Origin of the sequence: Mycobacterium sp. ENV421, from assembly GCF_002887815.1 — a bacterium.
Taxonomy (GTDB): domain Bacteria; phylum Actinomycetota; class Actinomycetes; order Mycobacteriales; family Mycobacteriaceae; genus Mycobacterium.
Map to the genome: position 1 here is coordinate 1 of NZ_PDHO01000018.1, position 25,268 is coordinate 25,268.

Genomic DNA, 25,268 nt, shown 5'->3' on the forward strand with positions numbered 1-25,268 from the left:
ACGCATGCAACAACTCCTCAGCTAGGAGCTGTTGCACTAGACCCCTGAACCCAAGGTCGATTCGTCGACGACAACGCCCACGCTGGGCGCCAACGGCTCAGAGATCGAGCAACGCGGTCTCCGGGGATTCGATGAGTCCGCGCAGATCGGTCAGGAACGCCGCCGCCTGCGCCCCATCGGCGACTCGATGGTCGAACGCGCACGTGAGCGTCATGGTCGGCCGCGCCACCACCGAGCCGTCGACGACCACGGCCCGCGGCTTCAGTGAGCCCATCCCGAGGATCGCGGCCTCCGGATAGTTGATCACCGGAACACCGTCGTCGAGGCCCAGCGCACCGAAGTTCGACACGGTGAACGTCGAGCCGCTGAGCTGAGTGGGCGCCACGGTGCCTGCCCTGGCCCGCTCGATCACATCGTCGACGGCGGCGGCCAACTGCCGGGTGGAACGTCCGCGGGTGTCGACGACCGGAACCACCAGACCTCGCGCGGTGGCTACCGCAACACCCAGTCGAATGTCGGGGTGCATCCGGATCTCTGGTCTCGCTTCGGCTTCCACCCAGGTGGCGTTGAGCATGGGGTGGCGCGCCAACGCGATCACCAGCAACCGCAACGTCAGGACGAACGGCGTGACATCGAGCTGATCCCGGATCCGCAGCAGCGCGGCGCCGTCCACCTGGACGCTGGCGTGGGCGTCGGGAATCCGGCTGCGGGACAACGACATATGGGTGGCCATCCGGGCGTGCACACCGCGCACCGGAATGCTGTGTGACACAGCCCCGGCCGCGTCGAGCACATCGTCGCGGGTGATCACGCCGTCGGTCCCTGAACCAGGCCGCAGCCCGTTCAGGTCCACCGCAAGGTCGGCGGCCAGCTTGCGCGTTTTCGGAGCAGCACGCGCCCGCCGACTGCGGTCCATGCCGTCGTCGATGCCGTAACCGACCAGAACCGGTGCGCGCGCTGAAGTCTCGATGCGCACCAACAGCGTTCCCACACCCAGAGTTTCCCCCTCGGCGCCACCGAGTTCGGCCACCCGCCCGGCATACGGGCTGGGGATCTCGACTTCGGCTTTGTTGGTCTCGACCGTACACAGGGTCTGGTTGAGTTCGACGACATCCCCGACGGCGACGGCCCAACTCGTGATGGTCGCGTCCTCGAGGCCCTCCCCCAGGTCGGGCACCAGGAAGTCGCTCATGGCCGTCGCATCGCTTTCTCGATGCAGTCGAGCAGCCGGTCCACACCGGGCAGCCAGAGCTTCTCCAACCGCGCCGGCGGGTAGGGCGTGTCGAATCCGGTGGCCCGCAGCACCGGTGACTCGAGGTCGTAGAACAGTTCCTCGGATATCCGGGCGGCCAGCTCGGCTCCGAACCCCAGTGTGCGGGGTCCCTCGTGCATGACGATCGCGCGGCCGGTCTTGCGGACCGACGCGGCAACCGTGTCGAAGTCCAGGGGGCTCAGCGAGCGCAGGTCGATCACTTCGACGCTGCACTCGGCGATCTCGGCCGCATTCACCGCGGTGCCGACCAATCCGCCATAGGTGAGCACGGTGACGTCATCGCCGGGCCGACGGATCACGGCCGCGCCTATCGGCGGCCCCGGCACAGCGAGGTCGACGGCCTCGCGGGCCCAGTACCGCCGTTTGGGTTCCAGATAGATCACCGGATCGCGGGCGGCGATGGCATGCCGAAGCAGCCAGTAGGCATCCGAAGGAGTCGACGGCACAACAACTTTCAGGCCCGCCGTGTGCACCCAATAGGATTCGGTGGATTCCGAATGATGCTCGACGGCGCCGATGCCCCCGAACGACGGGATCCGGACGGTGACCGGCATGTCGACCTGGCCGCGGGTCCGGTTACGGTACTTGGCGAGGTGGCTGACCACCTGGTCGAACGCCGGGTAGGAGAACCCGTCGAACTGGATCTCCGGGACGGGTACGAATCCGCGGATCGCCAGGCCGACAGCGGCACCGATGATCGCCGACTCGGCCAGGGGTGTGTCGAAACATCTTTGGGTTCCGAAGGTTTCCGCCAGGCCCTCGGTGATTCGGAAGACCCCACCCAGGTCGGCTACATCTTCACCGAACACCAGTACCCGGTCATCACCTGCCATCGCGTCGTGCAGGGCGCGGTTGATCGCCTGCACCATGGTCAGGGTGCTGACGGTGGGCAGTTCGGTCAGGATCGGGCCGTCAGGTTCCGGTGTGTCATCACCGCGCATCGGCGGTCGCTCGATGATCTGGGTCATCGCGTGCCTCCCGCCAACTCGGCGCGCAATTGTTCTCGCTGCGCGGATAATTCGGGGGTGATCTCGGCGTACACGTGATCGAAGAGTTCGTCCACGTCCGGATCCGGGGAGCCGACCACCGCGTCTCGGAGTTCGGTCCGCAGCCGCGTCGACCGCGCGTGCACCCGCTGCTCGATCCGCTCGGTGAGGATCCCGCGGTGTTGAAGATAGGCGCGGTATCTGGCGATCGGGTCCCGGGCCGACCAGTAGGCGATCTCCTCGGCGCTGCGGTATCGGGTGGCGTCGTCGGAGGTGGTGTGGGGTTCCATCCGGTAGGTGACCGCTTCGATCAGCGTGGGGCCGTCCCCGGCCCGCGCCCGTTCGGCGGCTTCACTCATCACCGCGAAGCAGGCCAGGATGTCGTTGCCGTCCACCCGGATTCCGGGCATTCCGTAGCCGGCCGCGCGCTGCGCGAGGGTGGACACGGCGTATTGGCGGCTCGCCGGAACCGAGATGGCCCACTGGTTGTTCTGGATGTAGAAGACGCACGGCGCTTTTTCGACGGCAGCCAGGTTCATCGCCTCGTGGGTGTCACCTTCACTGGTGGCGCCGTCGCCGAGGAACGCCACCGTCACCGAATCCTCGTCCAGCCGTTGGGCAGCCATCGCCGCGCCGACGGCGTGCACGGTGTGGGTGGCGATGGGAATGGCGACAGGTGCGCAGCACTTGCCGGTGAAATCCAGCCCGCCGTGCCAGGCGCCGCGCCAGAGGGCGGCGACATTCGCGGGCGGGATCCCGCGAACCAGGAAGACACCGAGTTCGCGGAACTGCGGGAAGAGCCAGTCGGTTTTCCGCAGTGCGGCTGCCGCGCCGATCTGTGCGGCCTCCTGGCCCCGGCACGAGGCGTACAGGGCCAATTCGCCCTGACGCTGCAGATTGACGAACTCGACGTCGAGATCGCGCGCGACAACCAGATTCTCGTAGAGCCACGCTAGGGTCTCCGGCGCCAGATCACGGCGATATCGGCTTTCGGCCGTCGCTGTTCCGTCGGGCCCGATGAGTTGAACCGGTTGATCCATAACCGCCTCCTCTACCGGTGCGGAGGCGGTCGGAGCAAACCTGTTGTAGCAGGCTCCAGCTAGCGGCCGGGGTCGGGCGCCAGCTGGACTATGCGCTCTGCTCGCCGAAGCACCGGGGCATCCACCATTATGCCCTCGAATTGGAAGACACCGCGTTCATCGCGGGCCGCCTCGAGCACGTGTCGCGCCCAAGCTACCTGCTCAGCGCCAGGAAGGTAGCCCTTCCTGATCACCGCGATCTGGCTAGGATGGATGGCCACTTTCGCGTCGAAACCGACAGCCACAGCGTCGTCCACCTCGGCCGCGAGGCCGTCGAGGTCCTTGATGTCGAGGTACACCGAATCGAGCGCGAGGCGGCCATATGCCTTGGCCGCCAGCAAGCTCTGCGACCGCACGTGCCGTGCGACTTCGCGGTATGAGCCGTCCGGATAGCGGTTGGCGGTGCCACCGAGGACGGCGAACAGATCCTCGGCACCCCACATGACGGCGAACGCGTTGTCCGGTCGGCTGGACTCGACGACGTTGAGCGCACCCAGCGGGGTTTCGATCAGCACCACGACGTCCAGCGGAGCCAGTGCGGCGACCTGCTCGGCGGACTCGGTCTTGGCCAGCATCACCGTGGTGTACGGCGTGCGGGCCAGCGCCTCGAGATCCCGCGGATGATCGGGAGTGGTCACCGGATTGACCCGGACCACGGTGCGGCCGGGGTCGAGCTGGGCGGACACCAGGGCCTCACGCGCGGCCTCGCGGTCCTTGGCCGCAACCCCGTCTTCGAGGTCGAGGATCACGACATCGGCTGTGGCGGCTGCCTTTTCGAACCTCTCGGGACGATCCGCGGGGCAGAACAGCCAGGCCGGCCCTGGATTGTCCAGTGCCATCAGGCGGGCTTCTTTCGGACCATGGTCTTGCGACTGGCTGTGGCGACGATGTCACCGTGCTGGTTGCGCGCGGTGTGCGCGAACGTGACGATGCCCTCTCCGGGACGGCTCTTGGATTCGCGTTTGTCGGTGACGACGGTCTCGGCGTACATCGTGTCGCCGTGGAAAAGCGGCTTGGGGAAAGCGATGTCGGAGAAACCGAGGTTGCCGACGATGGTGCCCTGCGTCAGCTGCGTGACCGACAAGCCGACCAGCGTGGACAGCGTGAACATCGAGTTCACCAGCCGCTGGTTGAACGGTGGCAGAGCGTCGGAGAACGCCGCATCCAGGTGTAGCGCCTGGGTGTTCATCGTCAGCGTGGTGAACAGGACGTTGTCGGCCTCGGTGATGGTGCGCCCGGGGGCGTGCACGTAGCGCACCCCGAGTTCGAACTCCTCGTACCACAGGCCGCGCTGAACGACGACCTTCTCCTCGGGCGACTCGCTCACTACAGTCCCATCTGCCGGGCGATGACCATCAGCTGCACTTCGGTTGTCCCTTCCCCGATCTCGAGGATCTTGCTGTCCCGGTAATGCCGGGCGACCGGGTATTCGTTCATGAAACCGTAGCCGCCGTGGATCTGGGTCGCGTCGCGGGCGTTGTCCATGGCCGCCTCGCTGGCGACGAGTTTGGCGATCGCCGCCTCCTTCTTGAACGGCTTACCGGCGAGCATCAGCGCCGCCGCGTCGTAGTAGGCGGCGCGGGCCGCGTGCGCGCGGGCCTCCATCCGGGCGATCTTGTGTTCGATCGCCTGGAACTTCCCGATCGGCTGGCCGAAGGCAGCCCGCTCGCCGGCGTACTTCACGCTCTCGTCAACACAGCCCTGCGCCGCGCCCACCGACAACGCGGCGATCGCGATCCGGCCTTCGTCGAGGATCCGCAGGAAGTTGGCGTAACCGCGGCCGCGTTCACCGAGCAGGTTCTCCTCCGGCACCCGAACGTCGTCGAAGGTCAGCGGATGAGTGTCGGAGGCATTCCAGCCGACCTTGTCGTAGGCCGGCTCGGCGGTGAAACCGGGAGTGGGCACCGGCACCAGGATCGAGGAGATCTCGCGGTTGTCGCCGGAGCCGCCGGTGACCGCGGTGACGGTCACCAGCCGGGTGATGTCGGTGCCGGAGTTGGTGATGAACTGCTTGGTGCCATTGATCACCCAGTGCCCGTCGTCCAACTTCGCGGTGGTCTTGGTGGCGCCGGCGTCGGTACCACCGCCGGCCTCAGTCAGCCCGAACGCCCCAAGGGCCTGACCGCTGGTCAGCTGCGGAAGCCACTCCCGCTTCTGCGCCTCGTTGCCGAACCGGTAGACCGGCATCGCGCCCAGCGAAACTCCGGCCTCCAGTGTGATCGCGACGCTCTGGTCAACCTTGCCGAGCTCTTCCAGTGCCAGGCAGAGAGCGAAGTAGTCACCGCCCATGCCGCCGTACTCCTCGGGGAACGGCAGGCCGAACAGACCCATCTCGGCCATCCCCGCCACCACTTCGTACGGGAACGTGTGCTGGGCATCGTGTTCGGCCGCCACTGGGGCCACCACGGTCTGGGCGAAGTCGCGCACCGTTTTGGCGAGCTGCGCGTACTCGTCGGGAAGTGTTCCCGTGGACAGGAAGTCAGTCATGATTGTGCTTTCTCTTCTCTGGCTGTGACCTTGGCCAGCAGCTGCCCCACTTTGACCTGATCGCCGACGGCGACATGGAGTTCGACCACCCCGTCGACCGGCGCCGTCAGCGAATGCTCCATCTTCATCGCCTCGACGGCCACCACCACCGTGCCCGCGGTGACCTCGTCACCATTCGAAACACCCACCGCCACCACCGAACCGGGCATCGGGCTGACGAGCTCAGCGTCGCCGCTGTGCTCATCGTCCGGGCGTACCGGCGCCTCCCGCACTTCCTCCAGCATCAGCGAACGACCACCACCGGCCAGCCAGATCTGGTCGCCGTCGACAGCCACGGTGTACCGGCTGCGGATGCCGTCGACTGTGACGGTTAGCTCGTCACAGTCCAATTCTGCTGACAGTGAACGACTTTCACCATCCTCAATGCGGGCGACAGCCCCGGCGGGAATTCCGGTGATGTGGACGTGGTCGGTGCGGTCGCCAGATCGCAGTCGAATGCTGGTGGGCGCCGGCGCACCGACCCGCCAGCCCGACGGCACATCCCAGGGGTCCGCCGGAGCCGACGGCCAGCGCGTCAGCCAGCGGTAGGCCGCCGCGGCGACGAACGCGTCATCGCCGGCCGAGGCGGGAACGAACGGGGTCCGGTCGATCAGGCCGGTGTCGAGCCGGCCCGCGGCCACATCGCCATCGGCCAGCAGGAAACGCAGGAACTCGATGTTGGTTCCCACGCCGAGTACCGCGGTCTGCGACAGCGCCCGATCCAAGGTGCGCAACGCGGCCGCGCGGTCGGCGCCGTGGGCGATGACCTTCGAGAGCATCGGGTCGTAGTCACTGCCGATCGTCATCCCTTGCGCCAAACCCGAATCCACCCGGACACCGTCCGGTTCGACCAATCCCAGTACCGGCCCTCCGGTCGGCAGGAAGCCGGCACCGGGATCCTCGGCATACACGCGCGCTTCGATGGCGTGCCCGGTCAACGTGATGTCGTCGGACGTGAAGGGCAGCTTCTCCCCCGCGGCGACGCGCACCTGCCACTCGACGAGGTCGTACCCGGTGACCAATTCGGTGACCGGATGCTCCACCTGGAGGCGGGTGTTCATCTCCATGAAGAAGAACTCGTCGGGCTTGTCGGCGGAGACGATGAACTCGACGGTGCCCGCCCCGACATAGTCCACGCTGCGGGCGGTATCGCAGGCCGCCGCGCCGATGCGCGCGCGGGTCGGCGGGTCCAGCAGCGGCGACGGCGCCTCCTCGATGACCTTCTGATGGCGGCGCTGCAGGCTGCACTCGCGCTCACCGAAGTGCACGACGTTGCCGAAACTGTCGGCGAGAACCTGGACTTCGATGTGCCGGGGCCGCAACACGAACCGCTCCAAGAACAGCGTGTCGTCGCCGAAGGCCGCCGCGGATTCCCGCCGCGCGGCGGCCAGCGCCGCCGGCAGGTCGGCCGCGTCGTCGACGCGTCGCATGCCTTTGCCGCCCCCGCCTGCGGATGGCTTCACCAGGATCGGGAATCCGATGTCGCCGGCGGCGTCGACGAGTTCGGCGTCGGTCAGGCCGGGCCGGGCGATACCCGGCACCACCGGGACCCCGAACTTCGACACCGTCGCCTTAGCGGCGATCTTGTCGCCCATGGTGCGGATCGCGGTCGACGGCGGTCCGATGAACGCAAGCCCGGCCCGTTCCAGCGCCGCTGCGAATTCTGAGTTCTCCGAAAGGAAGCCGTATCCAGGATGGACGGCCTGGGCACCGGTACGCAGCGCCGCGTCGACGACGGCCTGGATGTCGAGGTAGCTCTGCCGGGCCGGTGGCGGCCCGATGCGGACGGCGGTGTCGGCCTCGGTGACGTGACGGGCCCCGGCGTCGGCGTCGCTGTAGACAGCCACCGACCGGATGCCCATCGCCTTGCAGGTGCGGATGACCCGCACGGCGATCTCGCCGCGGTTGGCGACCAGCACAGTGTTGAACATCGTCACATCCTGAAGACGCCGTAGGAGACGGCCTCGACGGGAGCGTTGGCGGTCACCGAGAGTGCCAGTCCCAGAACAGTTCTGGTGTCGGCAGGATCGATGACGCCGTCGTCCCACAGCCGTGCGGTCGAGTAATACGGGTTGCCCTGATGTTCGTACTGTTCGCGGATCGGCGCCTTGAAGGCCTCGGATTCCTCCGGCGTCATGTCACCGCGCACCGTGGCCAGCACCGAGGCGGCCTGTTCGCCGCCCATCACCGAAATCCGGGCATTCGGCCACATCCAGAGGAACCGCGGCGAGTAGGCCCGCCCGCACATCGAGTAATTGCCCGCGCCGTAGGAGCCGCCGATCACGACGGTCAGTTTCGGCACCCGGGCGCAGGCCACCGCCGTCACCATCTTCGCGCCGTGCTTGGCGATGCCGCCGGCCTCGTAATCGCGCCCGACCATGAAACCGGTGATGTTCTGCAGGAACAGCAGCGGCACCATCCGCTTGTCGCACAGTTCGATGAAATGGGCTCCCTTGAGGGCGGATTCACCGAACAGCACACCATTGTTGGCGACGATGCCGACCGGATGACCGTGGATGTGTGCGAATCCGGTGACCAACGTGGTGCCGTACTCGGCCTTGAATTCGCTGAATTCGCCGCCGTCAACGATGCGGGTGATGACCTCGTGCACGTCGTAGGGCACCCGTGCGTCGACCGGGACGACGTCATAGAGCTCGTGCTGGTCGGCGATCGGCTCGACGGGGGGACGCACATCCCATGGCCGCGGCTCACGCGGACCCAGGGTGGCGACGATGCGACGCACGATGCGCAGGGCGTCCCGGTCATCATGAGCGAGGTGGTCGGTCACGCCGGAGGTCTTGGAGTGCAGGTCGCCGCCGCCGAGTTCTTCAGCGGTCACCACCTCGCCGGTGGCCGCCTTCACCAGCGGGGGGCCGCCCAGGAAGATGGTGCCCTGGTTGCGGACGATCACCGCCTCGTCACTCATCGCGGGAACGTAGGCGCCGCCGGCGGTACAGCTGCCGAGCACGGCGGCGATCTGCGGGATGCCGGCCGCGCTCATGGTGGCCTGGTTGAAGAAGATCCGGCCGAAGTGGTCGCGGTCGGGGAACACCTCATCCTGGCGGGGCAGGAACGCGCCACCGGAATCCACGAGGTAGATGCACGGCAGGCGGTTCTGCAGCGCGATCTCCTGAGCGCGCAGGTGCTTTTTGACCGTCACCGGGTAGTAGGTGCCGCCTTTGACCGTCGCGTCGTTGGCGACGACCATGCACTCCCGCCCGGACACCCGGCCGATGCCGGTGATGATCCCGGCCGCGGGGCAGTCGTCGTCGTACATGCCGTCGGCGGCCAGCGGAGCAACCTCGAGCAGCGCGCTGCCGGGATCCAGCAGGCCGTCGACCCGATCGCGCGGCAGCAGCTTGCCCCGGGCGACGTGTCGTTCGCGGGCGCGTTCGGGCCCACCGAGCGCCGCGGTGGCCAGCTTTCCGCGCAACTGTTCGACAAGCTGCAGATGCGCCTCACGGTTGGGCGATGCCATCGTCGATGTCCCGTCCCGAATTGAGTTAATGACGACTAACTGATGTAACGTTAGTGAAGATTAACCGAAACGTCCAGAGTCATTCCAGGAGGGTCCCATCGACACGTCGACCCGTCGAAGCAGGCAGAAATCGGATCGTCGGTCTGCCCTGTTGACGGCCGCGGAGCGGTTGATGGCGGACAAGGGCTTTCAGACCGTTCGGATCGAGGACATCGGCGCCGCGGCGGGAGTAAGCGGGCCGGCCGTGTACCGGCACTTCCCCAACAAGGAAGCCCTGCTGGTCGAACTCCTGGTCGGCATCAGCACGCGGCTTCTGGCCGGCGCACGGGCCGTCGTCGCCGAGGCGGCCGAGCCGGAGGCCGCGCTCGCCGGTCTCATCGAATTCCACCTCGACTTCGCACTTGGTGAATCAGACCTGATCCGCATCCAGGATCGCGATCTCGCCCACCTGCCGGCCTCCGCCCAGCGGCAGGTGCGCCGGGCGCAGCGCAGCTACGTCGAGGTCTGGGTCGAGGTGCTACGCCAAGTACACCCCGACACCGCGGAGGCGGACGCCCGGTTGATGGCCCACGCGGTGTTCGGTCTGCTGAACTCGACCCCACACAGCATGAAGCCCCTGGCGGCACGGGGAGCCGACCAGGGGCGTTCACGCGATGTACTCCGGGCGATGACGGTGGCGGCGCTAGCGTCCGCCGACCGTCACGCCCGCAGCTCGGGCTAATACCACGAACGTCTGCCGCCGACCGGGCGGCCGACTGCGCCGAGCAGCCACAGGACCGCGCCGATCACCAGCAGAATGATCCCGATGGTCCACAGGATCTGGATCTTCAGGACGAACCCCAAGATGAGCAGAATTGCTCCCAGAATGATCATTTATTCCTCCAGATGCTCACGTGCTGAACTGTTTTCGCCACTACTGACTGGGTTGCGGCAGGTCGCAGCTGGCAACCTTGGGATTGACTCCGCCGTAATTGAGCGGTCCCGCAACCACCGTCAGAGCGATGGACCCCGCAGTAGCGCAATTGGCTTCACTATTCGAGAAGTAACCGCGCTGCCAGGTAGCGAAAACTCCGATCAGCAGCCACACGATTACGATCACGCCTATGATTCCGCGGCCTCGCATTGGTTGGCCTCCTTGATGGTCCGCAGGACTTGGCGGACAAGGGTTTACCCGCCCGAAAGTTTCCTAAACCTTCCGGATTTCGCTGCGCTCAAACGCCATGGCCAGCCAATCCGCGACCGCTCGGGCCAGCGCGGCGTGATTCTCGCGTTTGACGATCTCGTGGCCGTCGTCGGCAAAGAGCAGATAGCGCACGGTGCGCCCGCGGGCACGCAACGCCTCGACCATTTGCTCTGATTCACTGACCGGAACGTTGGTGTCGGTGCCGCCGTGCACCACCAGCAACGGCGCGGTCAACTTGTCCACCCGCTGCAGTGGAGAGAGCTCGTCGAGGAGGTCCCGATCGGCGATGGGGTGGCCGTATTCGGCATAGGACGCCGCCGCGATCCAGGGCTCGGTGGTGCGATAGAACGTCCCCAAATCGCTCATCCCGCAAATGCTGACGCCCGCGACGAAAAGATCGGGATGGAACGCCAGCGCCGCCATCGTGAGGTAGCCACCGTAAGACCAACCCGCGCAGGCGATTCGCGTGGGATCGGCCAGACCACGCTCCGCAAGGTAGCGCGCGCAGTCGGCCACGTCGTCGATCGCGGCGAACCGCTTGTCCTTGTCGTCGGCGTGCACGAACTCCCGGCCCTGCCCACCCGAACCCCGGACGTTGGGCGTGAAGACGGCGATCCCTTCATCGAGCAATCCCGGGAAGATCTCGCTGTGCGAGGGGCGGGCCTGACCTTCCGGCCCGCCGTGCAGGTAGATCATCATGCCGGTCTGCTCGACGCCGGGCGGCGGGCAATACAACCAGCCCGTCAGGGAACGCCCGTCTCGCGCGGTCACGAAGTGCAGCCTCGGCCGGTCCGACACCGGACCGATGCTGGGCTTGCGATCGATGCGCTCCCATTCCCGCGACCGCGGATCGACCAGTTCGACGGTGCGCGGAAGATCGGCACCCTGGATCGTCATCGCGACCATCGATCCGCCCGCACTGATGGACAGTTCGCTCGCCACCAGATTCGGCAGCGGGATCGGCTCGGATACCGTGTAGTCGACATACTCGAGGATCTGTAATTCACTGCAGCCGTTGATGTTCCACAACAGCGCGACAGTCGACAGGTCATCGCTGACCACAAACTCGTCGAGGTCGTGGCCCGGGCGCTCGGCGACCACGTGATAGGCCACGCCGTCGGGGGTGACCGTGACCTCGAGCAGACGGCTGTTGTCCGAGCCGTTGTCGCTACGGATCAGGGCGCGCACGTAACCGTCGACGAAATCGGGCCCGTAGGTGTAGGCCGGGTGGTACAGCGTGGTGTGCTCACCGTCCGGGCCGGAGCGCAGCCGCCGCGGATGATGATCGTCCAAGATCACGCCCAGATCCGTCGACGAGCCGGGATCTGAAGGCAGCAAGGCGATTTCGGTCGGACCGGTCAGCATGATCAGCTCGCGATAGCCGCGCGGACCGACCCGGATCAACGCTGACCCCGCCCAGGCGTCGACCAGCCGGCCACCGGAACGCCGATCCAGCACCGTCACGGCGCCGTCGGCCGGGTCGATCAGGCTGGACTGGCCGACCCCGTCCTCACCGGTGAGAATCGCGCACACCCGGGTGCCGTCCCACGCGATCAGCTCGGCTGTACCGGCCATGCCGTCGAAGCCCATGCCGTCGATCCGGCGGGCCATCCGGTCGTCGGGGTCGGTGGTGACCACCCAGATCTGGCTCCGGGTGCTGCCCTCGGGGGCGACCTGGCACGCCAACCAGTGCCCGTCGGCCGAATGGATGACCTTGGTCACCGGCCCCTCCACCGGCAATTCCACGTCACGGGACGAACTCGCCCGCCAGCCCCGCAGGAAACGCTGGACGGCGCGCGGATATCCGCCGTCGTCGACGATATGGGCGAATGCCGTCGCGTCCGGCGACAGGGATGCGCCATACGTCGCGCGCACGTCGGGTTCCACGCCACCTCACTTTCTTTGCTTCCTCTTACCGGAGTACTACGTTCCACGTCGCCCACCGGTGGTAAACACGGTGCTGAGCAACAGGCCTTCAACCCCGCGCTGCCACTCGCAGGTAGCCTGCAAGCATGAGGTGGGAATGAACGATCCGCGTCGACCAGAGTGGTCTGACCCGACGCAGTCGGCCGGCAATGGTTATCCGCCGAGCACCGATCCCGCCTACTCCGGTCAGTATTACGGACCCGGCTACGGCAGCCCCGGTTACGGTCAGGGCGGCGTGCCGCCGACGATGCAGCCCACCGAACAGCTGCCGTCCTACTGGCATCAAGGCGGCGGCTATCCGCCCAGCGAGCCACCCACACCGCCACCGGGCCCACCCAAGTCGCCGAAGTGGTTGTGGATCGCCGCCGCGGTCGCGGTGCTGCTGGTGGTGGGACTGGTGATCGCCCTGGTGATCGTGACCAGCTCGGCCAGGGAGTCCACTGTGGTGGCGCCGCTGCCATCGCTGTCGGAGACCACGACCGCGCCGCGGGCCACCACCCTGGTGCCGTCGACGACGCGGCCCACGCTGCCGACGACCAGCGGCGCACCGAGCACCGCAGCGCCGCCACCCACCGACTCCACCAGCCCGACGGGCACCGACACCGTCGTCTACACCGTCTCCGGCGACGGCCGCGCGATCAACATCACCTATGTCGACACCGGCGGCATCATGCAGACCGAGTTCAACGTGCTGCTGCCGTGGAGCAAGGAAGTCAGCCTGTCGTCGCCGGCGCGGACCTCGGCCAGCGTCGCGGTGGTCAATGTCGGGCGTGACGTGACCTGCAGCGTGTCGGTGAACGGCTCACAGGTCCGCGAACGCACCGGCCGCGGCCTGACGATCTGCACCGGAGCGGGCTAACCCGCCCGGTGGTTGTTGGGCACCTTCACCAGCAGCATGCCCAGCAGACCGACCGCCAGTACCACGCACAGGCCGCCGAGCCCGGCGCGGTCGGCGTGGAAGGCGTCGACGAAGACGAAGAACAGCCACGGCGCGAGGAACGACGCCGCCCGTCCGGTGGTGGTGTAGAGCCCGAACGCGACGGCTTCCTTGCCGTCGCTGACCATCCGCAGCAGCACGGTGCGCGCGGACGTGGTGACCGGTCCGACGCACAGCGCCAACAACAGCCCGCAGATCCAGAACACCACAGGCCCCGACAGCGACAACAGCGTGAGCCCGACGACGATCATCAACGTCAGCGAGGCGACGATCACCGGTTTGCCGCCGATCCGGTCATCGACCGGTCCGGCGAGCACCGCGCCGAGCGCGGCCATGGTGCTGGCGATCACCCCGAAGATCAGCACGTTGGACGGCGAGATGCCGTAGACGCTGACGCCGAGCACCGCGCCGAACGCGAAGACGCCGGCGATGCCGTCGCGGAAGATCGCGCTGACGACCAGGTAGTAGACCAGGTTGCGATCACGCCGCCACTCGGAGCGTAGATCGTTCCACAGCCCGCGGTAGCCGCCGGCCTGACCGGGCGGCATCGGCTCCAGGTCAGGAGCCGGGACGAGGGTGTGGGCGGTGATCAGCAGGGGCAGCGCCAGCACGACGAACCAGGCGGCGGCCATCAGCATCGCCGCGCGCACGTTCTGGCCGTCGGCGACCGGGATTCCGAGCAGGCCTCGGTCCGGTCCAGAGCCTGCGATGAACGCGACGTAGATGATCATTAGCAGCAGGACGCTGCCGAAGTATCCGGCGGCCGCTCCGATTCCTGAGATGCGCCCGGACGTCTGCGGGGTGGTGAGCTGCCGCAGCATCGCGTTGTACGGCACGCTGGCCAGGTCGCCGCATGCGGCGGTGAAGGCCAGCAGCACCAGACCCATCGCGAAGTAGGCCGGCTCCGCGTGGATGAGGCTCATCGCCGTCGTCGAGAGCACCGCCAACCCGGTCAACAGCATCAGGGCGGCGCGACGCCGCTGCGGCGCCTGAACCAGCACGCCGGTGAGCGGCGCGAGAACCGCGACGGTGAGGCCGGCGAGTGCCAGGGCCCGGCCCAGCCAGCTCGCCGGCGAGGTGTCGCCCGGCAAGCCCTGGCCGACCGTGCTGGTCAGGTACACGGCGAAAACGAACGTCGCGACGATGGCGTTCATGCCGGTGGAACCGCAGTCCCACAGCGCCCACGCCACAACTTTTGACCGCCCGGCGGTCTGGGCAACCGACGGGGGCCTGGTCATGCGGGCCACCCTATCCATTCCCCGAGTCGCTGGCGCTCCTGCCCGCCGGAACCCATTCCCCGAGTCGCTGGCGCTCCTGCCCGCCGGAACCCATTCCCCGAGTCGCTGGCGCTCCTGCCCGCCGGAACCCATTCCCCGAGTCGCTGGCGCTCCTGCCCGCCGGAACCCATTCCCCGAGTCGCTGGCGCTCCTGCCCGCCGGAACCCATTCCCCGAGTCGCTGGCGCTCCTGCCCGCCGGAACCAAGCCCCCTACGATTGCCGCATGCCAGTACCCGCACCTTCCCCGGACAGCAGAGCCGTCGTCACCGGTGCCTCGCAAGGCATCGGTGAGGCACTGGCCACCGAACTCGCCGCCCGCGGCCACCACCTGATCATCACCGCGCGCCGCGGCGAGGTGCTGGCCGAGTTGGCCGCGAAACTCACCGAGCGCTACCGCGTCAACGTCGAGGTGCGCGCGGTCGATCTCGCGGATCCCGACGCGCGGACCGCGTTCGCCGACGAGCTGGCCGGCCGTGAGATCTCGATCCTGTGCGCCAACGCGGGCACCGCGACGTTCGGACCCGTTGCGAAACTCGATCCGGCGGCCGAGCGGGCGCAGGTCCAGCTCAACGTTCTCGGTGTGCACGATCTGGTGCTCGCGGTGCTGCCGCGGATGGTCGCCCGCAAGGCCGGCGGCATCCTGATCTCGGGCTCGGCCGCCGGTAACTCGCCGATCCCGAACAACGCCACCTACGCCGCGACCAAGGCGTTCGCGAACACGTTCAGTGAGTCGCTGCGCGGCGAACTGAAGGGTGCCGGAGTGCACGTGACCGTGCTGGCGCCGGGGCCGGTGCGCACCGAGCTGCCCGACGAGGCGGAGCAGTCACTGGTCGAGCGATTGATCCCCGACTTCCTGTGGATCAACACCGAGTACACGGCACGGATCTCGCTGGATGGCTTGGAGCACAACAAGATGCGGGTGGTGCCCGGGCTGACGTCCAAGGCGATGTCGGTGGCGTCGGGGTACGCGCCGCGCTCGATCGTCACGCCGATCGTCGGCGCGGTCTACAAGAAGCTGGGCGGCGACTGATCCCTCTCGCCCAAACCGACACTTGGCAGCAGAAGTGCGAGTAGATGGCCGCATTTCGTCGATCTCGGCGCCTAGCGCCTCCGGCGGCCGGTCCCGAAGATGCTGCGGGTGATCTCGCGGCCGATCACGGTGCCCGCCGAGCGCATCGCGCTCTTGAACGCCGGGCTGTTCATCACCTGATCGAGCACGCCGGGCTCGGCCTTCTGCGGCTTGGGCATCGGCGGCAGGTCGATTCCGGTGGGCAGCAGCGGCGGCAGGTCGACGGGCTCGGCCGGAGGCGGTGCGAGTTTCGTCGCCAACATCTCGTAGGCGGATTCGCGGTCGACGGTCTGGCCGTACTTGGCGAACAGCGAACTCGACTGCGCCGCGGCCTTGATCGCATCGGGGCCGATGGTGTCCATCAGCGACTGCGGCGGGCGCAGCCGGGTCCACGCCACCGGAGTCGGAGCGCCGCGCTCGGAGAGCACCGTGACGATGGCCTCGCCGATGCCCAATGACGTCAAATCCGTTTCCAGATCGTAGAACTGGGTCTTGGGATAGGTACGCACCGTCTTCGACAGTGCCTTCTGGTCGTCCGGTGTGAACGCCCGCAGCGCGTGCTGGATGCGGGCACCCAGTTGCGACAGCACGTTGTTGGGCACGTCGGTGGGCAGCTGGGTGCAGAAGAACACCCCGACGCCTTTGGAGCGGATCAGTTTGACCGTCTGCTCGACCTGTTGCAGGAACGCTTTGGACGCATCGGTGAACAACAGATGCGCCTCGTCGAAGAAGAACACCAACTTGGGCTTGTCGACGTCACCGACCTCAGGCAGGTAGGTGAACAGGTCGGCGAGCACCCACATCAGGAACGTGGAGAACATCACCGGTCGCGCGGCCTGGTCGCCGAGCTCAAGAAGGGTGATGACGCCGCGGCCCTGCGCGTCGACGCGCAGCAGATCGGCGGGGTCGATCTCGGGCTCCCCGAAGAAGGTGTCGCCGCCCTCGGCCTCGAGGTTGACCAGTGCGCGCAGAATGACACCCGCGGTCTGGGCGGACACCCCGCCGATGGTCTTCAGCGTCTCCTTGCCCTGGTCGCTGGTCAGATAGGTGATCACCGACCGCAGATCTTTCAGGTCCAGCAGCGGCAGCCCTTGCTGGTCGGCCCAGTGGAAGATCAGCCCCAGCGTGGACTCCTGAGTGGCGTTGAGGCCCAAGACTTTTGACAGCAGGATAGGCCCGAACGCCGAGATCGTGGCGCGCACCGGGACGCCGATTCCGCCGGTGCCCAGTGAAAGGAACTCGACGGGGAACGGCGCGCCCACCCAGCCGTCGTCGCCAGTGTCCTTGGCGCGCTGCAGGGTCCGGTCACTGGACTCCCCCGGCCGCGACAAACCAGACAGGTCACCTTTGACGTCGGCCATCATCACCGGTACCCCGGCGGCCGACAACTGCTCGGCGATCACCTGCAGCGTCTTGGTCTTACCGGTGCCGGTGGCCCCGGCGACCAGGCCGTGGCGGTTCATCATGGCAAGCGGGATGCGGACCTGCGCCGCCGGATCGACTGCGCCGTCGATGACCACCGAGCCGAGATCGAGTGTTGCCCCTGTTGTCGCGTACCCCGCGGCGATCTGCTGGGCAGGGGTCGTCGTCGATTCGCTGCTCATCGGCCGCCTCCGTGGTCGCTCGGGTGATGGCCGCTACGACACTACAAGCCGGCGGGGGCTTAGGGTTGAGCGCTGTGCGTGAAGAATTGGTGTGGATCGACTGCGAGATGACCGGCCTCGATCTGCGGACCGACAAGCTCATCGAGATCGCCGCCCTGGTGACCGACGCCGAGCTCAACGTCCTCGGCGAGGGCATTGACGTCGTCATCCATGCCGACGACGAGTCATTGGACGGAATGGTCGAGGTCGTCACCCAGATGCACAGCCGGTCCGGCCTCACCGAGGAAGTCCGCGCGTCGGTCATCGACGTGCCGGCCGCCGAGGAACTCGTGATGGAGTACATCCGCTCCCACGTGAAGCAGGCCAAGACCGCGCCACTGGCCGGCAATTCGATCGCCACCGATCGCGGGTTCATCGCGCGGGACATGCCCACGCTGGACAACTACCTGCACTACCGGATGATCGACGTCAGCTCGATCAAGGAACTGTGCCGGCGTTGGTATCCGCGGATCTATTACGGACAGCCGGAAAAGGGGCTCGCCCACCGCGCGCTGGCCGACATCCAGGAGTCGATCCGCGAGCTGAAGTACTACCGACGCACCGCGTTCGTCCCCCAGCCAGGGCCGTCTACCAGCGAGATTGCCGCTGCCGCGGCTGAGCTCGACGCCCCGGGCGAATCGGATTCGGCTGGAGGGGCTGATAACAGCTAGTATCGACGACGCTGCTGCCGCCTTCGGACGGTTCGCAGCGATGGTGGCTGTAGTTCAGTTGGTAGAGCACCAGGTTGTGATCCTGGCTGTCGCGGGTTCGAGTCCCGTCAGCCACCCTGCAGGTCAGGCCCCGATTTTCGGGGCCTGACTTTTTTGCGCCCAAGGAGCTTGCGCTCTTATCGCAACATTGCTGTAGCCCTACAGCCGTTCCGCATGACCCCGAACTGCGGGCAGCCCGCCGAAGCCGTGTGGCGCAGTGCTCGCTTCGCAATCCGTCTCGGACCAATCCGGCGGTCATGCGGCTCCGAATAGCTACTGAGCGTCCGGTCAGCGTGATCAGGTGCTCACCCCGTAGAGAGCGAGTCGTGACGATGAAGTCAAACCAGGTGAAGAAGAACAACTGCGGCAGATCTGGACGTGCGCTCGCGGTGGCCGTCCTCGGAATCGGCACTGCCATGCTGGGCTTGGGGTTCAGCTCGTTCAACCCACCGGCCAGCCAGATTGCCAGTGGCCCGCAACCGTGTGTCAACGGGATCGTCCCATTGAACCCCTACGTCGTGAACTGCAACCTGCCGTCGCGGGGCAACCAAGTCGTCGGCGCCGCACCCGACGCCGGGGCAATCATCGGCTGCAGGCACAACCTCGCCTGCCTGGCCCTGTACGTCAACTACCCGGGGCAGCTGCTCGTTCCCGGCTATCAGCCCTGACGCCGCAAGGTTTCGGCCGCGCCATGAACATTCACTCCCGGCCGCTTAGTTACGGGAGCGTTGGCCGACCGGTTACGAGCGAGCTAATAGTTCACTTATCACGAAGCATGGTTTCGGAGCGGCCGGCGCGAGCCCTTATTGCCCGGACGGACGGCTGCACGCTGTGGCCAGACTCACTGCGTCCAGGTGGCCCCTGGCAAAGATTGATGATTCAAAATCTTCACAACGGGGTAAAGAGCAACACAACGGCTTCGCGTCCGGGGGGACGCATATCGCGAAGGGACCCAAGTAATGACCACTAACGAATTCGCTGAAATCGACGGTTCCCAGCAATTGGCCGCCTGGCAGGACCGCCTGGCGGCGTTCGTCACCGCGCTCGACTCAATCGATGCCGACGACCCTTACACGTTCTGCGAGGACGCGTGGGACATCTGGGAAAGCGCAGCCATCTCCGATCCCCCCTCGGCCACCGATCCGGCAATGCTTCTAGTTCTGGGCGTGATTGAGGTGTTGGCGGCGGCGATCACGTCGACTGCTCGCGATCACCACAGCACAGCGAGAGGCGCGCATCCGCTGACGCTCTCCGCCATCCACGCCTCACTGATCGATGAGCTGAACGCAGTACGTCTCCAATGCCAGCGGTGGCAGCACGAAGGTTTGCCAGGGCCCGCCACGGTCACGTCCCGCAGTACGGCCGCGATGGCCGGATTAGAGGTTGCCACCAAGTTTGGCAACCAACTCTCCGCGTAGCACCAACGATTTGTTCCCCGGCCCGGCGAACCGGACAGGTGTCCATCTGAGGCTACCGGTTCAAATACCGCCTTTGCGCGGCTCACGAGGGCTGATCCGGTCGCCCAGGACACCGAAATGGTAAAGATTCCGTCCGCTCGTCGCAGTTAACTGACATAAACATCCGAGCATGAGCTACCGTCTGGTAATAACTGCAGCGCTTAGCTGGGGGAGGTTGCAGCATGCAAGGCCACGACATAACCACTGAATCGAGCGGGTTCGCCGGGGACACCGGCCCTCTCGGTGTCTGGACCGATCGCCTCGACGCCTTCCGCGCAGCCCTAGACGCCATCGACGCTGACGACCCATTCGACTATTGCGCCGACGCCTGGGAGATATGGCAGGGTGCCGCAGCCGCGGATCCCCCGCCGCACGACGACCCGGCCATCCTGGTGGTTCTCGGAACCCTCCAAGCCCTGGCACATGCAATGACCTCGGCGACCCTTGATTACTACCGCACCGCCGACGTTCGCGACCGGATGACCGCATCAGCGATGCACACCTCGATAACGCGCTGCCTGGGCACACTGCGGCGCGAGTGCGACCGCTGGCGGCACCAGGGCGGTCCGCCGGTTGACGAGATCAACGCCCGCGCCGTCGCGCTGGTGACCAGCCTGCAGGCATCGGGCGCCGGGCCGACGGTGGACACCGGGATCACGTTCGACAAGGTGTGCGCGCTCACGGATTCCGAGAACAAGCGCTATCGCGAGGCCTACGGCCGGCTTCGAGCAATGGTGAACCGAGAGTGGTTGCAGCACATAATAATTGAGAGCGACACGTTATCTGACGTCGTGACCGGCATCGTTCTCGACCTGCAGACGACCCACGGTTCCACCTTCGACGAGCGCATCAACGACGGACGTCGACGCAAGATCGGGTCGGCTCTGGTCGCCGTCACCGCCGCCGTACAGAGCCATCGACAACGGTCGGTCGCTACCGCGTCGAAAGTGTTCGGCCACAACAGCCCTCAGGCCCGGGCGGTTGATGCGTTGTTCGACGACCTCACGGAATCGTCGTTCGACTACCGATGGCTGAGCGAGCTGAATGAGTGGTTGCAGCACGACGAAAGCAGCGCGCTTCGGTACCAGTTCACCGCGCGCCGACATGGCGAGCCGTATGTGGACGTTCACCTGGACCGGGAGCGCATGGCAGCACGCGCGAATCAGCCGGGCAAACGGTGGCTGGCGCCCGGCGACCTCGCCACGCTGAGCCGCGATCCCAGCGTGCTGGACATGGTCAAGGGGATTCAGCCGAAACTGACGGCCTTGCAGGAGCAGATCGACAACATCCTGTATCCGACTGTCGCTGAGGACGTCGCCGCCGTCAGAGAGCTGATCGGCCGATTCGGCGGCGAGAAGGGTTTGCACGCTGTGAAGTCGGCGCCTGGATCAACCCACGAACCGTGGACTCCCCCGCACTTGTCGCCCCGCGTGCTGTCGTTCGTCCGCAATTTCGACGACCGCAACTAAGCGTTGGCGTTGCCCGCTTTCCACTGCTGCCACGGAATGTTCCAGTCACCGAGCCCCTCGGTGCCCGGCAACGTCGAGCCGACGGTGTTGCGGACTTCGACGATGTCGCCGCGCTTGGTGTTGTCATAGAACCACCGCGCATTGCTCGGACTGGCGTTCAGGCAGCCGTGGCTGGTGTTGGAGTATCCCTGCGCGCCCACTGACCACGGCGCCGAGTGGACGTAGATGCCGCTGTAGGACATCTGGGTGGCCCAATCCACTTCGGTGCGATAGCCGTTGGGCGAGTTGGACGGAACGCCGTACGTCGACGAATCCATGATCATGTGCGACAACCGGTCGCCGACGATGTAGACACCGTTGTTGGTCGGGGTGCTGTTCTTGCCCATCGAGATCGGGATGGTCTTGATGACCTCGCCGTTGCGCCGGACGGTCAGCTGCTTGGTGTTGTCGTCGGCGGTCGCGATCACCTCGTCCCCGATGGTGAAGCGCGACGACAAGTTCTGCTGGCCGAACAACCCATCACCGAGATCGACCCCATAGGTGTTGGCTTGGACGTCGACCGTGGTGCCCGGCTTCCAGAAGTTCTCTGGGCGCCAGCGCACCTCACGGTTGTTCAGCCAGTAGAACGCGCCCTCGACGGGCGGGTTGGTGGTCACCTTGATCGCCCGCTCGGCCGCCAGGCGATTCGGGATGTTCTCGTCGAAGCGCACCGCGATCGGCTGTCCGACGCCGACGACCTCGCCGTCACCGGGCAACAGGTAGGGCATTGTCAGGTTTTCCGGCGACTGCGTTTCGAAGGTCAGCTTCTCGGTCGTCACGCCGCCGAGACCCATCGACTGCGCGCTCAGCGTGTAGCTCTTGTTGTAGCCCAGCGGCTCACTGGTCGACCACGTCACGCCGTCCGGACTGAGCGTGCCGGCCACCTGCTTGCCGGACTCGTTGACCATCATCACCGACCCCAGGACCCCGCCGGTGGCGCGCACCGTCACCGGGCGGTCGAGCGGCACGTCGACCGCTCCGTCCTTGACCGACGCCGTCAGCTGCGGCACGAGCAGGTCGCCGTAGGGTGTGCCCTTGTCCGCAATGACCTTGACCGGCGGGGGCGCCGACTCACCGCTGCTGCACCCGCTGAGCCCGATGAGCAGGGCGGGGATGATCGCGAGGGCCGCCAGCCGGGTTCGACGCCCCGGCCGGTACAGCGAGCCGACCTGCCACATACCGCCCTCAAATCCTGCTAGCTGTGCGAACGCTGGGAATGTTTGGCAATAGTCTAAGGGAACTTCCAGACTGGTGGCGACCATGCAGATCAGCGGCCCGGCCGAGTCCACCAACGGGATTTCATGTTCGGCAGTGGTGTTTGTTAAAGTCGGCGACGCGGTTACGCGCCGTTAGCTCAGTTGGTAGAGCAGCTGACTCTTAATCAGCGGGTCCGGGGTTCGAAACCCTGACGGCGCACCACAGCAAGAGCCCCGCCCCTCGGGCGGGGCTCTTGTCATGTGTAGCGACGCCACCGAATTCCCTCGCTCCCCAGAGCCGCAGACCTGTCGATCCTGAGCCCTGCTGACTAGGGTTTGGCCAATGGCCGATCTGGCGGCACTCTTCTCCGACATCGTCGGGCGCACCCACCTGCTGACCGGCGACGCCATCTCCGACGACTACGGCCACGACGAAGCGCTGACCATCCCGCCGCAACGTCCCGCCTACCTCGCCAAGCCAGCCACCGCCGAAGAGGTCGCCGCGCTGCTGAAAACCGCCAGCGAACACCATGTTTCGGTGACCGCCCGAGGGTCGGGTTGCGGGCTGTCCGGTGCCGCCCAGCCGGTCGCCGACGGGCTGTTGATCTCATTCGAGCGGATGAACGCCATCGTCGAGATCGACACCGACAATCACGTCGCCGTGGTGCAGCCCGGTGTCACCCTGACCGAGCTCGATGCCGAGACCGCCCGCGTCGGGCTGAGTTACACGGTGTACCCGGGCGAGCTGTCGTCGAGCGTCGGCGGCAACGTCGGGACCAATGCCGGCGGTATGCGGGCGGTGAAGTACGGGGTGACCCGCCACAACGTGCTCGGCCTGCAGGCCGTCCTGCCCACCGGCGAGATCATCCGTACCGGCGGCAAGATGTCGAAGATCTCCACCGGGTACGACCTCACGCAGCTGATCATCGGCTCCGAGGGCACCTTGGCGCTGGCGACGGAGGTCACCGTCAAGCTGGTGCCCCGCTTGGCGCACAGTGTCACCGTGCTGGCGCCGTTCGACGACTTCGACCAGGTCATGGCCGCCGTGCCGAAGCTGATCTCGAGCGGGCTGAACCCCACGATCGTCGAGTACATCGACAACGTCGTGATGGCCGCGATCGTCAACGCCGAGAAGCTGGAGCTGGGCATCCCCGAGGAGATCCGCGAGACCTGCGCGGCCTACCTCGTCGTCGCCCTGGAGAACAACCACACCGACCGCCTCGACGAGGACGCCACCGCGCTGGGCGCGCTGCTCACCGACTGGGGCGCCTTGGATGCCTATGTACTGCAAGGCAATTCAGCGCGCCGGTTGATCGTGGCACGGGAGAACGTGTTCTGGACCGCGAAGGCGATCGGCGCGGACGACATCATCGACGTCGTCGTGCCCCGGGCGTCGATGCCGGAGTTCCTGCGCAAGGCCCGCGACATCGCGATGGCCGAAGGTGTCGGCATGAGCGGGTGCGGGCATGCCGGCGACGGCAACGTGCACGGCGTGCTGTTCTGCAAAGACCCGAGAACCCGCAAGAAGCTGCTCACCGAGATCTTCGCTCTTGGCATGTCGCTGGGTGGGGCGATCTCCGGCGAACACGGCGTCGGGCGGGCCAAGGCCGACTATTTCTGCGAGCTCGAGGATCCCGCCAAACTGGCCTTGATGCAGCGGATCAAGCACAGTTTCGACCCGGCCGGAATCCTCAACCCTGGCGTCGTTTTCGTCCAGCAACGTCCTTGACCGGTACTCACCGGGGCTGCTAAACATGGCACCACCCGAGAGTTTGAGCGATCGCTCAGCACGCAACGGGGCCAGGACCGGGGATGGATATGGCGATTGCGAACGACACCGTCTATTACGACCCGTATGACGTCGACATCGTCACCGACCCGTATCCGGTGTATGCCCGCCTGCGCGACGAGGCGCCGATCTACCACAACGAGCGCTACGACTTCTGGGCCTTGTCGCGGCACGCCGACGTCGACGCCGCGCTGTCGGACTGGGAAACGTTCTCCAACAGTCGCAGCGACATCCTGGAGCTGATCAAGTCCGACTTCGACATGCCCGGCGGCGTGATGATGTTCCAGGATCCGCCCGCTCACACCCAGCTGCGCGGGCTGATGTCGCGGGTGTTCACACCGCGGCGGATGGCTGAGATCGAAGACCAGATCCGCCGGTACTGCATCGGCTGCCTCGATCCGCTGGTCGGCTCCGGCGGGTTCGACATCATCGCCGAACTGGCCTCGATGATGCCGATGCGCGTCATCGGCATGCTGCTGGGAATCCCGGAATCAGAACAGGTTTCGGTACGCGACGCCAATGACGCCAACTTGCGCACCAAACCCGGAACGCCGATGAAGGTCGCCGACCCCGACCGCATCGCCGACGGCCGGATCTACGCCGACTACGTCGAATGGCGGGCGAACAACCCCTCCGACGATCTGATGACGGCACTGCTCAACGTCGAGTTCGTCGATTCCGACGGGGTCAGCCGCAAACTCACCCGGACAGAGGTGCTGCACTACACCCAGGTGGTAGCCGGCGCAGGCAACGAGACCACCGGGCGGCTGATCGGCTGGCTGGCCAAGGTCCTGGCCGAGCACCCCGATCAGCGCCGCGACGTCCGCGCCGACCGCTCGCTGCTGAACCGGGCGATCGACGAGACACTGCGCTTCGAACCCACCGGCCCGCACGTCGGGCGCTATGTGCTCAAAGACTTCGAGTGCTACGGCACAACGGTGCCCGCCGGCAGCGCGATGCTGCTGCTGTTCGGCGCCGCCAACCGCGATCCGCGCCGCTACGACGACCCCGACAGCTTCAACATCCACCGCGACACCATCAGCCATCTGACCTTCGGCAAGGGTGTTCACTACTGCCTCGGCGCCAACCTGGCCCGCCTCGAGGGGCGGGTTGCGCTCGACGAGCTGCTCAACCGCTTCCCCGAGTGGGACATCGACTACGCGAACGCCAAACTGGCACCGACCTCGACCGTGCGGGGCTGGGAACGGCTGCCGATCGTCCTGCCCTGAT

At 66.5% G+C, this 25,268-nt stretch carries 23 protein-coding genes and 2 tRNA genes; 11 read left to right on the forward strand and 14 right to left on the reverse strand.

What is annotated here, in order from left to right:
* Window positions 1-97: 97 nt before the first annotated feature.
* The 8 genes from CRM90_RS19700 to CRM90_RS19735 are packed head-to-tail and all read right to left on the reverse strand — an operon-like array spanning window position 98 to window position 9,342.
* The gene (locus CRM90_RS19700; protein ID WP_102808630.1) at window positions 98-1,192 is read right to left on the reverse strand and encodes a dihydrolipoamide acetyltransferase family protein; all 1,095 of its coding nucleotides are present in this window, start codon (window positions 1,190-1,192) and stop codon (window positions 98-100) included.
* Window positions 1,189-2,241, reverse strand: a complete 1,053-nt coding sequence (locus tag CRM90_RS19705; RefSeq protein WP_102808631.1) for an alpha-ketoacid dehydrogenase subunit beta — start codon at window positions 2,239-2,241, stop codon at window positions 1,189-1,191. The genes CRM90_RS19700 and CRM90_RS19705 overlap by 4 nt, the downstream gene beginning before the upstream one ends.
* Window positions 2,238-3,299, reverse strand: a complete 1,062-nt coding sequence (gene pdhA / locus CRM90_RS19710; RefSeq protein WP_102808632.1) for a pyruvate dehydrogenase (acetyl-transferring) E1 component subunit alpha — start codon at window positions 3,297-3,299, stop codon at window positions 2,238-2,240. Before pdhA ends, CRM90_RS19705 begins: the two co-directional genes overlap by 4 nt.
* Before the next feature lie 59 nt (window positions 3,300-3,358).
* A complete protein-coding gene (locus CRM90_RS19715; RefSeq protein ID WP_102808633.1) occupies window positions 3,359-4,177 on the reverse strand; it encodes an HpcH/HpaI aldolase/citrate lyase family protein in 819 nt (272 codons plus the stop codon).
* Entirely contained in the window at window positions 4,177-4,665 is a 489-nt protein-coding gene (locus CRM90_RS19720) for a MaoC family dehydratase (RefSeq protein ID WP_102808634.1), read from the reverse strand. Before CRM90_RS19720 ends, CRM90_RS19715 begins: the two co-directional genes overlap by 1 nt.
* On the reverse strand, window positions 4,665-5,825 hold the full coding sequence (locus CRM90_RS19725; RefSeq protein ID WP_102808635.1) for an acyl-CoA dehydrogenase family protein: 1,161 nt from the start codon (window positions 5,823-5,825) through the stop codon (window positions 4,665-4,667). Before CRM90_RS19725 ends, CRM90_RS19720 begins: the two co-directional genes overlap by 1 nt.
* Window positions 5,822-7,795 carry an acetyl/propionyl/methylcrotonyl-CoA carboxylase subunit alpha gene (locus CRM90_RS19730; RefSeq protein WP_102808636.1) on the reverse strand — a complete coding sequence of 658 codons (1,974 nt, stop codon included), beginning with the start codon at window positions 7,793-7,795 and terminating at the stop codon, window positions 5,822-5,824. Before CRM90_RS19730 ends, CRM90_RS19725 begins: the two co-directional genes overlap by 4 nt.
* A 2-nt stretch (window positions 7,796-7,797) precedes the next feature.
* The gene (locus CRM90_RS19735; protein WP_102808637.1) at window positions 7,798-9,342 is read right to left on the reverse strand and encodes a carboxyl transferase domain-containing protein; all 1,545 of its coding nucleotides are present in this window, start codon (window positions 9,340-9,342) and stop codon (window positions 7,798-7,800) included.
* 97 nt (window positions 9,343-9,439) lie between these two features.
* Here CRM90_RS19735 and CRM90_RS19740 point away from each other — a divergent pair, with 97 nt between their 5' ends.
* A complete protein-coding gene (locus CRM90_RS19740) occupies window positions 9,440-10,063 on the forward strand; it encodes an SACE_7040 family transcriptional regulator (RefSeq protein ID WP_102808638.1) in 624 nt (207 codons plus the stop codon).
* On the opposite strand, the gene CRM90_RS30735 is transcribed toward CRM90_RS19740, so the two are convergent.
* From CRM90_RS30735 to CRM90_RS19750, 3 genes are all read right to left on the reverse strand, one after another.
* Window positions 10,060-10,215, reverse strand: coding sequence for a DUF6131 family protein (locus tag CRM90_RS30735; RefSeq protein ID WP_165760857.1), 156 nt, complete (start codon window positions 10,213-10,215; stop codon window positions 10,060-10,062). The two genes, CRM90_RS19740 and CRM90_RS30735, sit on opposite strands and share 4 nt — an antisense overlap.
* A gap of 40 nt (window positions 10,216-10,255) precedes the next feature.
* Window positions 10,256-10,465 (reverse strand): hypothetical protein, encoded by a 210-nt coding sequence (locus CRM90_RS31020; RefSeq protein WP_102808639.1) that lies wholly within the window; start codon window positions 10,463-10,465, stop codon window positions 10,256-10,258.
* A gap of 63 nt (window positions 10,466-10,528) precedes the next feature.
* Window positions 10,529-12,412 carry an alpha/beta hydrolase family protein gene (locus CRM90_RS19750; protein ID WP_102808640.1) on the reverse strand — a complete coding sequence of 628 codons (1,884 nt, stop codon included), beginning with the start codon at window positions 12,410-12,412 and terminating at the stop codon, window positions 10,529-10,531.
* Window positions 12,413-12,548: 136 nt separating this feature from the next.
* Between CRM90_RS19750 and CRM90_RS19755 the strand changes: the two genes are divergently transcribed.
* On the forward strand, window positions 12,549-13,310 hold the full coding sequence (locus CRM90_RS19755; protein WP_102808641.1) for an MmpS family transport accessory protein: 762 nt from the start codon (window positions 12,549-12,551) through the stop codon (window positions 13,308-13,310).
* Here the strand turns inward: CRM90_RS19755 and CRM90_RS19760 are convergent.
* Window positions 13,307-14,626, reverse strand: coding sequence for an MFS transporter (locus CRM90_RS19760; RefSeq protein WP_102808642.1), 1,320 nt, complete (start codon window positions 14,624-14,626; stop codon window positions 13,307-13,309). The two genes, CRM90_RS19755 and CRM90_RS19760, sit on opposite strands and share 4 nt — an antisense overlap.
* A gap of 263 nt (window positions 14,627-14,889) precedes the next feature.
* Between CRM90_RS19760 and cmrA the strand changes: the two genes are divergently transcribed.
* Window positions 14,890-15,696 (forward strand): mycolate reductase, encoded by an 807-nt coding sequence (gene cmrA, locus CRM90_RS19765; protein ID WP_102808643.1) that lies wholly within the window; start codon window positions 14,890-14,892, stop codon window positions 15,694-15,696.
* A gap of 71 nt (window positions 15,697-15,767) precedes the next feature.
* On the opposite strand, the gene CRM90_RS19770 is transcribed toward cmrA, so the two are convergent.
* Window positions 15,768-17,339 (reverse strand): helicase HerA-like domain-containing protein, encoded by a 1,572-nt coding sequence (locus CRM90_RS19770; protein WP_102808644.1) that lies wholly within the window; start codon window positions 17,337-17,339, stop codon window positions 15,768-15,770.
* A 74-nt stretch (window positions 17,340-17,413) separates the two neighbouring features.
* Between CRM90_RS19770 and orn the strand changes: the two genes are divergently transcribed.
* The 5 genes from orn to CRM90_RS19795 all read left to right on the forward strand — a co-directional run bounded on the left by orn (window position 17,414) and on the right by CRM90_RS19795 (window position 21,014).
* Window positions 17,414-18,049 (forward strand): oligoribonuclease, encoded by a 636-nt coding sequence (gene orn / locus CRM90_RS19775; protein ID WP_199189964.1) that lies wholly within the window; start codon window positions 17,414-17,416, stop codon window positions 18,047-18,049.
* A 43-nt stretch (window positions 18,050-18,092) separates the two neighbouring features.
* Window positions 18,093-18,165 (forward strand) — tRNA-His (locus CRM90_RS19780).
* Between the two features lie 255 nt (window positions 18,166-18,420).
* Window positions 18,421-18,756, forward strand: coding sequence for a hypothetical protein (locus CRM90_RS31025; RefSeq protein ID WP_233209414.1), 336 nt, complete (start codon window positions 18,421-18,423; stop codon window positions 18,754-18,756).
* A gap of 291 nt (window positions 18,757-19,047) precedes the next feature.
* On the forward strand, window positions 19,048-19,506 hold the full coding sequence (locus CRM90_RS19790) for a hypothetical protein (RefSeq protein ID WP_102808645.1): 459 nt from the start codon (window positions 19,048-19,050) through the stop codon (window positions 19,504-19,506).
* A gap of 221 nt (window positions 19,507-19,727) precedes the next feature.
* Window positions 19,728-21,014 carry a hypothetical protein gene (locus tag CRM90_RS19795; RefSeq protein WP_102808646.1) on the forward strand — a complete coding sequence of 429 codons (1,287 nt, stop codon included), beginning with the start codon at window positions 19,728-19,730 and terminating at the stop codon, window positions 21,012-21,014.
* Here the strand turns inward: CRM90_RS19795 and CRM90_RS19800 are convergent.
* On the reverse strand, window positions 21,011-22,231 hold the full coding sequence (locus CRM90_RS19800; RefSeq protein WP_102808647.1) for a L,D-transpeptidase: 1,221 nt from the start codon (window positions 22,229-22,231) through the stop codon (window positions 21,011-21,013). The genes CRM90_RS19795 and CRM90_RS19800 overlap by 4 nt on opposite strands.
* Before the next feature lie 165 nt (window positions 22,232-22,396).
* Here CRM90_RS19800 and CRM90_RS19805 point away from each other — a divergent pair.
* From CRM90_RS19805 to CRM90_RS19815, 3 genes are all read left to right on the forward strand, one after another.
* Window positions 22,397-22,472: transfer RNA gene (locus tag CRM90_RS19805), tRNA-Lys, on the forward strand.
* 120 nt (window positions 22,473-22,592) lie between these two features.
* Window positions 22,593-23,978 (forward strand): FAD-binding oxidoreductase, encoded by a 1,386-nt coding sequence (locus CRM90_RS19810; protein ID WP_102808648.1) that lies wholly within the window; start codon window positions 22,593-22,595, stop codon window positions 23,976-23,978.
* A gap of 89 nt (window positions 23,979-24,067) precedes the next feature.
* Window positions 24,068-25,267 (forward strand): cytochrome P450, encoded by a 1,200-nt coding sequence (locus tag CRM90_RS19815; RefSeq protein ID WP_102808711.1) that lies wholly within the window; start codon window positions 24,068-24,070, stop codon window positions 25,265-25,267.
* The last annotated feature ends 1 nt before the right edge of the window (window position 25,268 follow it).

What these genes read in the sequence shown, in the direction of transcription:
- CRM90_RS19700 (WP_102808630.1), bottom strand. Translation starts at nt 1,192, where the DNA reads ATGAGCGACTTCCTGGTGCCCGACCTGGGGGAGGGCCTCGAGGACGCG.
- CRM90_RS19705 (WP_102808631.1), bottom strand. Translation starts at nt 2,241, where the DNA reads ATGACCCAGATCATCGAGCGACCGCCGATGCGCGGTGATGACACACCG.
- pdhA (WP_102808632.1), bottom strand. Translation starts at nt 3,299, where the DNA reads ATGGATCAACCGGTTCAACTCATCGGGCCCGACGGAACAGCGACGGCC.
- CRM90_RS19715 (WP_102808633.1), bottom strand. Translation starts at nt 4,177, where the DNA reads ATGGCACTGGACAATCCAGGGCCGGCCTGGCTGTTCTGCCCCGCGGAT.
- CRM90_RS19725 (WP_102808635.1), bottom strand. Translation starts at nt 5,825, where the DNA reads ATGACTGACTTCCTGTCCACGGGAACACTTCCCGACGAGTACGCGCAG.
- CRM90_RS19730 (WP_102808636.1), bottom strand. Translation starts at nt 7,795, where the DNA reads ATGTTCAACACTGTGCTGGTCGCCAACCGCGGCGAGATCGCCGTGCGG.
- CRM90_RS19735 (WP_102808637.1), bottom strand. Translation starts at nt 9,342, where the DNA reads ATGGCATCGCCCAACCGTGAGGCGCATCTGCAGCTTGTCGAACAGTTG.
- CRM90_RS30735 (WP_165760857.1), bottom strand. Translation starts at nt 10,215, where the DNA reads ATGATCATTCTGGGAGCAATTCTGCTCATCTTGGGGTTCGTCCTGAAG.
- CRM90_RS31020 (WP_102808639.1), bottom strand. Translation starts at nt 10,465, where the DNA reads ATGCGAGGCCGCGGAATCATAGGCGTGATCGTAATCGTGTGGCTGCTG.
- CRM90_RS19755 (WP_102808641.1), top strand. Translation starts at nt 12,549, where the DNA reads ATGAACGATCCGCGTCGACCAGAGTGGTCTGACCCGACGCAGTCGGCC.
- CRM90_RS19760 (WP_102808642.1), bottom strand. Translation starts at nt 14,626, where the DNA reads ATGACCAGGCCCCCGTCGGTTGCCCAGACCGCCGGGCGGTCAAAAGTT.
- cmrA (WP_102808643.1), top strand. Translation starts at nt 14,890, where the DNA reads ATGCCAGTACCCGCACCTTCCCCGGACAGCAGAGCCGTCGTCACCGGT.
- CRM90_RS19770 (WP_102808644.1), bottom strand. Translation starts at nt 17,339, where the DNA reads ATGAGCAGCGAATCGACGACGACCCCTGCCCAGCAGATCGCCGCGGGG.
- CRM90_RS31025 (WP_233209414.1), top strand. Translation starts at nt 18,421, where the DNA reads ATGAAGTCAAACCAGGTGAAGAAGAACAACTGCGGCAGATCTGGACGT.
- CRM90_RS19790 (WP_102808645.1), top strand. Translation starts at nt 19,048, where the DNA reads ATGACCACTAACGAATTCGCTGAAATCGACGGTTCCCAGCAATTGGCC.
- CRM90_RS19795 (WP_102808646.1), top strand. Translation starts at nt 19,728, where the DNA reads ATGCAAGGCCACGACATAACCACTGAATCGAGCGGGTTCGCCGGGGAC.
- CRM90_RS19800 (WP_102808647.1), bottom strand. Translation starts at nt 22,231, where the DNA reads ATGTGGCAGGTCGGCTCGCTGTACCGGCCGGGGCGTCGAACCCGGCTG.
- CRM90_RS19810 (WP_102808648.1), top strand. Translation starts at nt 22,593, where the DNA reads ATGGCCGATCTGGCGGCACTCTTCTCCGACATCGTCGGGCGCACCCAC.
- CRM90_RS19815 (WP_102808711.1), top strand. Translation starts at nt 24,068, where the DNA reads ATGGCGATTGCGAACGACACCGTCTATTACGACCCGTATGACGTCGAC.